This window comes from uncultured Microscilla sp. (genome assembly GCF_947493425.1).
In the GTDB taxonomy this organism is placed as follows: domain Bacteria; phylum Bacteroidota; class Bacteroidia; order Cytophagales; family Microscillaceae; genus Microscilla.
The window spans coordinates 1-8,611 of the sequence record NZ_CANLRP010000252.1 but is presented as its reverse complement, the minus strand read 5'-3'; the positions used below and the strand labels follow the sequence as shown (position 1 = coordinate 8,611).

At 43.2% G+C, this 8,611-nt stretch carries 6 protein-coding genes; 1 reads left to right on the top strand and 5 read right to left on the bottom strand.

Annotated features, from left to right (window positions below):
- Window positions 1-133 precede the first annotated feature (133 nt).
- The 4 genes from moeB to Q0954_RS31435 form a co-directional block, all read right to left on the bottom strand.
- Complete coding sequence (gene moeB / locus Q0954_RS31450) at window positions 134-1,297, bottom strand: molybdopterin-synthase adenylyltransferase MoeB (protein WP_299465117.1); 1,164 nt, start codon at window positions 1,295-1,297, stop codon at window positions 134-136.
- Between the two features lie 102 nt (window positions 1,298-1,399).
- Complete coding sequence (locus Q0954_RS31445; RefSeq protein ID WP_299465114.1) at window positions 1,400-1,678, bottom strand: MoaD/ThiS family protein; 279 nt, start codon at window positions 1,676-1,678, stop codon at window positions 1,400-1,402.
- 334 nt (window positions 1,679-2,012) lie between these two features.
- Window positions 2,013-2,441, bottom strand: a complete 429-nt coding sequence (locus Q0954_RS31440) for a M67 family metallopeptidase (RefSeq protein WP_299465111.1) — start codon at window positions 2,439-2,441, stop codon at window positions 2,013-2,015.
- Between the two features lie 188 nt (window positions 2,442-2,629).
- On the bottom strand, window positions 2,630-3,565 hold the full coding sequence (locus Q0954_RS31435) for a PLP-dependent cysteine synthase family protein (RefSeq protein ID WP_299465108.1): 936 nt from the start codon (window positions 3,563-3,565) through the stop codon (window positions 2,630-2,632).
- 1,066 nt (window positions 3,566-4,631) lie between these two features.
- Between Q0954_RS31435 and Q0954_RS31430 the strand changes: the two genes are divergently transcribed.
- Window positions 4,632-6,095: a hypothetical protein gene (locus Q0954_RS31430; RefSeq protein WP_299465105.1), complete on the top strand. Its 1,464-nt coding sequence runs from the start codon at window positions 4,632-4,634 to the stop codon at window positions 6,093-6,095.
- Between the two features lie 686 nt (window positions 6,096-6,781).
- On the opposite strand, the gene Q0954_RS31425 is transcribed toward Q0954_RS31430, so the two are convergent.
- Window positions 6,782-8,122: a D-arabinono-1,4-lactone oxidase gene (locus Q0954_RS31425; protein ID WP_299465102.1), complete on the bottom strand. Its 1,341-nt coding sequence runs from the start codon at window positions 8,120-8,122 to the stop codon at window positions 6,782-6,784.
- Window positions 8,123-8,611: the final 489 nt, after the last annotated feature.

Genomic DNA, 8,611 nt, shown 5'->3' with positions numbered 1-8,611 from the left:
AACCTTTTGCAATGAATTATGGGTATAATTAATTGAAATTCAATTTTTTATGCCCTTTTTAATTTCTACAACTTAAGTTATACAATGTACAACAATAGCCACAGACTGTCTCGTAACTATACAACTACTAACACTAATACTTAGGCAACGAAGTATCTATCTCATCTGCCCAGGCAAGAATCCCCCCTTCGAGGTTATAGAGGTTGGTAAATCCATATTTTTTCTCCAGCAATTCTATAGCGTCAGCGCTACGTTTTCCACTGCGGCAATGCACCACTACTTTTTTGTCAGACGCAATTTTGTCTACTTGAGCCTCTATTTGCCCCAGCGGAATCAGCTCAGCGTCAATGTTTACAATCTCATACTCGTAGCCTTCGCGTACGTCAATCACCTGCACATCTTCTTTGTCATTGAGCAATTGCTGTAGTTCTTTTACGGTCACACTTTTCACCTGCTTTTCTTCTTTGTTGCCAGGTACTATACCACAAAACTGTTGGTAATCAATCAACTCGGTTTGGGTAGGGTTTTTACCATTGATCGGGTTGTTTTCGTCGCGGTAAATCTTGAGCGTACGCGTAGTAAACGATGCTGCATCGTATAAAAACAATCGCCCTGACAAAGGGTCACCTACGCCTGTAATTACCTTGATTACCTCGTTGGCTTGCAGGCTACCCAAAATACCAGGTAATACTCCAATTACGCCACCTTCGGCGCAGCTAGGCACTAAGCCCGGTGGGGGAGGAGTGGGGTACAAATCGCGGTAATTAGGTCCTAACTTGCCGTCTTTATCAGTATAATTAAACACCGACAGTTGCCCCTCAAACCTAAAAATAGAAGCGTATACATTTGTTTTACCCAACAGCACACAAGCATCGTTTACCAGGTAACGGGTTGGGAAATTATCGGTACCATCTGCCACCAGGTCGTAGTCTTTGATAATGTCCAAGGCATTGTGCGAGGTGAGCGGCTCGTTGTGCAAGTTAAATTTGATGTGGGGGTTCAAGCCCTGCAAGCGTTCTTTGGCTGCCTCTACCTTGGGTCTGCCCACGTCTTTTACCGAAAACAATACCTGGCGTTGCAGGTTCGAGTCGTCTACCACGTCAAAGTCTACAATGCCTATAGTGCCCACACCCGCTGCGGTGAGGTACAACAATAGCGGGCTACCTAACCCACCCGAACCTACCACCAATACTTTGGCGGCTTTGAGTTTGCGTTGCCCTTCTATATTAAACTCTGGAATGATCAGGTGTCGGCTGTAACGTTCCAGTTCTTCTTTGCTAAATGTGATGTTTTCCATGTTTCTTTTATTGAGCTTCAAGACACAAGCAGTTGGCCACAAGTCTTACCTTGCTTGCCCAAACTTGTTGCTTGCACCTTACTGCTTGTCGCTTGTATAATGTTAAAAACTTCCCCCCGCAATGGCAGGTACAATGCTGATGACAGAATCTTCTTTTACTTCGGTTGCTTCGTTTTGCAGCGCCTTGATGTCTTCATCGCCGATAAAGACCCGTACAAAGTTTCTGAACTTACCATTTTCGTCGAGCAAATGCTGCTTAATGTCCGGATAAGTTTCTGTCAAATTAACAATCGTAGCCCCTACTGTATTGCCAGAGCCGTTAAAAGTTGCTTGATTTTCAGTGAACTTTCTCAAAGGTGTTGGTATGATAACTTTTGCCATTGTAATGGTTTTGTTTTGAGTTTATGTGAATTTTTTTCTTGAGTTATTTTTAGCCTTTAGCTTTTTCTTTGAGCTACGCTGGGCTTTTAGCTTTTTTTGAACTACGATGAGCTTTAGCCTTTAGCTTTTTCTTTGAGCTACGCTTGGCTTTTAGCTTTTTTTGAACTACGATGAGCTTTAGCCTTTAGCTTTTGTTTAACTGTTTGTAGGGAGCTTTTAGCCTTTAGCTTTTTTGTTCTCTGTGTAGCTTTTAGCATCGCTTGCGTTCATTCGTAATTAGCTTACGCAGAGCTCCCTCCGGTCGGTTCGTAATTCCCTCATTCGTAATTAACTCTCACGCTTGCAACTGCAATATTTCTTCTTCAGCAAATACATTTTGCTCGTTTAATTGCCACGAACGGGTTTTTACACTTTTGCCCCCTTTGACTGATACAATAATGTAAGAGAAAAAAGGCTGCGCCACCTTCAGGTCGTGCTCCGACGGAATGGCGGGGTGTTCGGGGTGCGAATGGTATACCCCCAGCAAAGTGGTGTTGTTTTCGAGGGCGTAGCGTTCAGCTTTCATATAATCGTGCGGATCTACTTCAAACCTGCGGCGTTGGTCGCCCTCTTTGCTATTGGGCACCTCTACTGCCAGCTCTATATAGCGTGTACGATCATCTTCTTTTCCATAGAAAAAACCCACACATTCGTTGGGGTAAGTAGCTTCAGCGTGCTTTTGCATCACGTTCAGCGCTTGTTGATCAATATTCAGTATTTTCATTTTTTTAGTCAATAGTTGATAGACGATAGTCCATAATCAGTAGACGATAGACCATAGTTACTGCCTTAAGTCTTGGTTATCTGAAAGTCTTGAGTTTGCTTTAGTTGATGGTGGGTAGTTTCTTAGCTACGCTTGGCAAACCATCAAACAATAAAGCCATCCAATTCCTAATTTAAAATTCTTAACTCTTAATCAAATACCTGCTTAAGCACCTCGCTGTATTTATCGGCACTGTCAGGAAACATAGTGACAATGGTGCCTTCTTCTAAAGTATTGGCAAGGGCAATGGCACCAGCAAGGTTGGCAGCTGCCGAAGGACTAATGAGTAATCCTTCTTTTTGCGCCACTTCTTTGATTAATTCATACGCTTCAAAAGTGCTCACTTCCTGGTTTTTATCTGCCAAATCAGCATCATAAAACTGGGGTACAATGGCGGTTTCCATGTGTTTCCAGCCTTCTAGCCCATGCATAGGCGAGTCGGGTTGCAACGATACTATTTCAATGGCTGGATTGTATTCTTTCAGGCGGCGGCTGGTGCCCATAAAAGTACCCGAAGTACCCAGCCCGGCCACAAAGTGGGTGATTTTGCCTTGAGTTTGCTCAACGATTTCGGGGGCTGTATGGTTGTAATGAGCGCGCCAATTGTTTTCGTTGGCGTATTGGTCGGCATAAAAATACAAATCGGGATTTTGGGCGTGCAGTTCTTTTGCCTTTATTTGGGCACCATCGGTAAGCTCAGTGGCAGGCGTGTAGATGATGTCTACCCCGTGGGCGCGTAAAATCATTTTTCGCTCTTTAGACGCATTTTCGGGCAGGCAAAGTGCCACCTTAATACCCAAAGCCGCGCCTACTGCCCCATAAGCAATGCCTGTGTTGCCACTGCTGGCATCGAGCAATACCCGGTTTTGGTCGAGTTGCCCGTTCAAAATGGCTTGTTTGATAATGTTGAATGCAGGACGAGCTTTTACACTGCCCCCTAGTTGTTGCCATTCCAGTTTGGCAAAAATCTGTACTTTCGGGTTTTTATACACCCTATCTAGTGCCACCAAAGGCGTATTGCCAATGAGTTGGGCTACTTGGTGCAGGCGTTTCTCTAAAATAGGGTCAATCGTGAGCGTTTGCATATTGATATTATGTGTTTTTAGTTGATAGTCGGGAGTTAGTAGTCAGTAGTTTCTATAGCCTCAAGTCCTTAGATACCGATGCTGTTAGCCATTCTGAAAAATTGAGGAATAAGGCTACTTTACAAGCAACTAATCGATTTTATGGTACATTGATTTTTAACTCTTTATAAAATAGGTAGTCGGTAGTCGGTAGTTTGTAGTTTTTGCAATCTTTACTCCTATTTTATTTGTTCTGCTATCGTCTACTGACCCCCAACTACTAACTAAAAAATAAAAAAGCCTTTCCCCGGTTCGTTAGAACTAAGGAAAGGCTTTTGAAATCTTTATATCTTATTTTACTATAAGTCTATGTTGTGTTCAAAACCATTGTCTCTCCATTTAGCTCAACGCATAATGCAGCCACACAACAACAACACGCAGTCGTTTTTGTAAGGTTTTGGGCATTATTTGCTAAATGTTGTAACAAGTTTTTTTTGTCTAAAAGTGTGAGTAATGGTTTTCTTCGCCGCTAATGTACAATAAAAACTCTGACAATATCAAAAAAGTTCGTGCTTTTCTGTGTTAAATTGCTGTTAAGTTTTTTGTGGTTTCTGTAGCTTTTTCTTGAGTTATGATGAGCCTTTAGCCTTTTTTTGGCTGTTTGTAGGGGGCTTTAGCTTTTTTGTTCTTTGTGGAGCCTTTAGCCATTAGCTTTTAGCCTTTTTTGTTCTTCGAGTAGCTTTAGCCTTTAGCTTTTTTGTTCTTTGTGGAGCCTTTAGCCTTTCTGTTCTTCGAGTAGCTTTAGCCTTTGTTTGCGTTACGATGGGTTTTTAGCCTTTAGCCTCGCTTCGCGCCAATTCGTAATTCACTCATTCGTAATTGAAAAACTCGTAATTAGCTAAAGCAGAGCTCCCTTTGGTCGGTTCGTAATTCATAACCCCCTCTCGTTGCTTTTTTTTCGGTCAAACCCGTAATCTTTACCACTTACGCCACAAAAACGACCACTTATGCCATGTTTTTGGACGCTATTTGGCGCGTTGATAATTTGCCGCCCTGCTATTTAATAATTTACTAAACCAAACAGGGAATGCATACACATAAGCAACCACAACAAAACGAGGAACAAGGAGCAGCACCACGCCCACAAAACGCGGTACAGCGGCAAACTGAAGGCACTCACCAATCGCCGCAAGGCAAACAAGCGGTGCATCAAGCCAAGCACCAACCCATACAGCGCAAACAAGGCTACCAAGCACATCAAGCCAAGCACCAACCTGTGCAACGCAAAACCCCACCCAACGACCTAAAAACCCAAATGGGCAGCCAATATGGGGTAGACCTATCGGGCTTTCAAGAACACCAAAACTCAAGCTTCCCTGGCTCGGTCAATGCCCTTGCTACTATCCAAGGCAAAGACATCCACTATGCCCCTGGGCAATATACCACTCAAAACCGCAAGCACGAACTAGGGCACGCCATTGACAACACCCTCAACGGCACACCCAAGGGCGACAAGGTGGTGAATGGGCAAAGTGTGGATACTACAAGAGAAAAAGCAGCGGATAAGATTGCGGAGACGCCTTTGCAGAGAGTTACTGGAACAGGTGAATTAAAGTCAATAAAGGCTATAAGTAAAAATACTGTACAAAGAACAAATTGGTTTAGGGATAGTGATAGTGATAGTGATGATGGTTCTTCAAGTAGTAGCAGTAGCAGCAGCAGTCGCTCCACCAGTAGCAGTACTCGCCCTCAAAGTAACCAACAAGAAAGCGATGGTATTAAGCTAGGCATTGTACATGCACATGAAGACGAAGAAAAGGGATTTGTAAATGCAGCAATTCAAGCAGGTTGCCAAAGAATAGTCTTGGTTTTAGGTAAACAAACCAATATAGAAATAGACGGAACTTACCAAGTACAAGGTTCTGATAGAATAAATAAAGTGTTAATTATAGCCCATGGTAATGGAGGAGTACAAAGTAGCTATGACACGGAATCAATCTACAGTTCTACAAGCGGAACTCCTGCAAATGAACTAGACACACAGATGGAAAGTATTATGGGGTGTTTAGATGTATATAAGCGTCAAATTACTTCATCTGTGGAGCTGAGAGTACAAATATGTGGCGCAAATGCACAAAAACAAGGCGACTCTCTTAATGATGCAGAATTGCTTAAGCGATCGTTGATGGGTGACGAGATTCAAGACGTAAAATTAAGTGCACCACAATCCTGGAGCATTTTGCTTGGTAAAGATATGTATTTTGATTTTACCCATTATGACAACAGGCTTGTTGGAGAGCCTGGGTTTAGGGCAATATCTCGCTGGAGTCAAAGCAATGATAGTGCAGATCAGAGCCAAAAAAAGGCTCTTAAAGAAATATTCGGTAGTGTACCCCTAAAGAAAGACTTACCTGAACAACGACTTGAATTACGCGAACGAAGACAGCTTTGGCTATGGAAAAAACAACAAGAGCGGGAAAATGGACAAACTTCCAGTAATAACCCTACCGAGTTGGAATCTGACCTACTGACGCAAGATTTTGATTTTTGAAAAAGCTCTCCCCCCACTGGCGCAAGTTTAGCGAAGCGTAACTTGTGCCTATAATCGAGGAAGGCTGTGGCTTCCATGTTTTTGCAAAAAACAAACGAATCGTAGGCATTCCATACAGGTGGGCAATCAAACTGAATTTACTACGCAGACACAAGCTTACAGCTCGCATCCAACCAAGCAAATTCAGCTCATAATTTAGCTGTAAGGCATATTTACAAAACCAAAGCCTAAATCAAGTAAAAATGATTTGGGCTTTTTTAATATTTTCTCAAATAGGCGATTTACCCCGAAGCGGGCGAAAACCTCCCTGCTGGAGTCCTGCCTAGGTTTTTATTATATTTGCAAAAATGAGTATATGGTTTACAAGGTTTTCTTATAAAACTTGTCTACCCTCATGATCAATTAATTATAGAGGGCGTTTATTCGTGTACTCATCCGCAGGTGAAGACACCAGCGGAGGCAATGAAGTAACTTTTTTAGGAGAATATACCTCCGAAAACTACATAACCGCCTCGGGCAGTGTCTCCACGCCCGATCGATACTTCAAACTCCATAATGCCTTCAAATGATTCATCATTTTTTATAAGAAAGCCCTACTATGGTTTAAAACCATCCAGGCCGTTTATTTTTTTGAATCCTTGCGGTGGGGGTGATTCCTCAGTTCTTCGGAATGACAAGGCTAAAAGCTAGTTGCTTGAGGCTGTAGAAGCTCCCGACTCCTGACTCCCGACTCCCACCTTAAAAATCCCCTGCAAATAAGGATTCAAGAAAATGCCGTCAGGGTCTTGCTGCTCACGTATTTCGTTAAACTTGTCCCAGTTGGGGTAAAGCTCAGCAAAATCTTCGTGCTTGAGAGTGTTCATTTTGCCGTAGTGCGGCCTGCCCTTGTATTTCTTAAAAATTTGTTCAATTGCCTCAAAGTAGGGCTTGTACTCCATTCCTTTATACATGTGCACGGCTATGTAAGCCGAGTCGCGGTCTGAAGCGGGGCTAATCAAAATATCGTCAGCTTTTACCCAACGGCACTCAATCGGGAAGTGCACCTTGAACTGGTTTTGGTTGATGCATTCCTCTATTTCTTTAATCACGGTGGTAAAATGCTCTTGGGGCACATTGTACTCCATCTCGTTGAAACGCACCAGGCGTTGGGTTGCAAATATGAGATGGCTATGGTTGATGTAAGTACCTTCGGATACTGCCGCTGCTGAAATTTTGCTAATGCGCGGGGCAACCTTTGGGAACACCCTAGAGATGCGGCTAAGCGCGCCAAAAGCACCATTTTCTAGTACCACATCGTTGAATTTTTTGGCAAAACCCACGTTTTTCACGGGCTCAGTAGTCATATTCACAAACTTGAGTTGCACTGTTTTGGTAAACGGAAACCAATAAAACTCAAAATTGCGATTTTCGGCTTTGTACTTTTCTATATTTTTGAGGGTCTCGTCCAGGGTAGATTTTACCGCCACATACTTGAGCTTGAAGGTGGGCACCAGGCGCAGTTTTATTTTGGTAATGATGCCCAACGCCCCCAACGATATTTGCGCAGCTTTGAACAGGTCGCGATTTTCTTTCTCCGAGCACACCACCGTTTCGCCTTGGCCATTTACTAGAGTAATTTCCTCCATCTGGTTGGCTAAAGTCTTAAACTCAACCCCCGTGCCGTGGGTGCCCGTGCTGAGCGCCCCTGCTATAGATTGCACGTTGATATCGCCCATGTTTTCCATGGCCAAACCCTCTTCGTGCAATAGCTCGCCTAGCAGCTTGAGCTTGGTACCTGCCTTTACTACGGCGGTGAGGTTATGTTTGTCTACAGACACAATGCCTTGGTACTCGTCGAGCGACACCAACACATCGTCGGTATTGATCAATTGCGTCCAGCTATGCCCCGACCCTATAATGCGCACATTTTGCTGGTTTTCGCGGGCTTTTTTTACTACTTCTACCACTTCTTCGTGGCTCTTAGGATAATAAATTTGCGTGGGGGTAAATTTCAAATTCCCTCCCCAGTTTTCAACAGTTTTTGACATAATAATTTTAGTTTTTTAGTTTTTTTAGTTGGGAGTTGGGAGTCAGTAGCATCTACAGCCTCAAGCTTTTAGCCATTAGCCTTTAGCTTGCGGCTGCTTTACAAGCAACTAACCAAGCATATAGTGTGTTGATTTTTAACTGTTTATACAATTGGGAGTCAGTAGTCGGGAGATTTTGCAAGCTGTTGGCTCGCGCAGCAATTCTAAAAACTATCGTCTACCGATTTCATAAAGCCTTAAAAATCAAAATTTTATAAATCGGTTAGTAGCCTGTAGGTTAGCCTCAAACTTGTAGCTAGAAGCTTGAGGCTATAGTGGCTACTAACTCCCGACTAATGATTAGTTGCTTGTAAAACAAGGTGTAAAAACCCAGCACCCGGTTCCCAGCACCTTGCAGAAGCTACCAACTCCTGACTAATGATTAGTTGCTTGTAAAACAAGGTGTAAAAACCCAGCACCTAGACCCCAGTTCCCAGCACCTTGCAGAAG

Excerpts from the sequence above, each read along its gene's own strand:
- moeB (WP_299465117.1), bottom strand. The coding sequence starts at position 1,297 with ATGGAAAACATCACATTTAGCAAAGAAGAACTGGAACGTTACAGCCGA.
- Q0954_RS31440 (WP_299465111.1), bottom strand. The coding sequence starts at position 2,441 with ATGAAAATACTGAATATTGATCAACAAGCGCTGAACGTGATGCAAAAG.
- Q0954_RS31430 (WP_299465105.1), top strand. The coding sequence starts at position 4,632 with ATGCATACACATAAGCAACCACAACAAAACGAGGAACAAGGAGCAGCA.
- Q0954_RS31425 (WP_299465102.1), bottom strand. The coding sequence starts at position 8,122 with ATGTCAAAAACTGTTGAAAACTGGGGAGGGAATTTGAAATTTACCCCC.
- Q0954_RS31435 (WP_299465108.1), bottom strand. The coding sequence starts at position 3,565 with ATGCAAACGCTCACGATTGACCCTATTTTAGAGAAACGCCTGCACCAA.
- Q0954_RS31445 (WP_299465114.1), bottom strand. The coding sequence starts at position 1,678 with ATGGCAAAAGTTATCATACCAACACCTTTGAGAAAGTTCACTGAAAAT.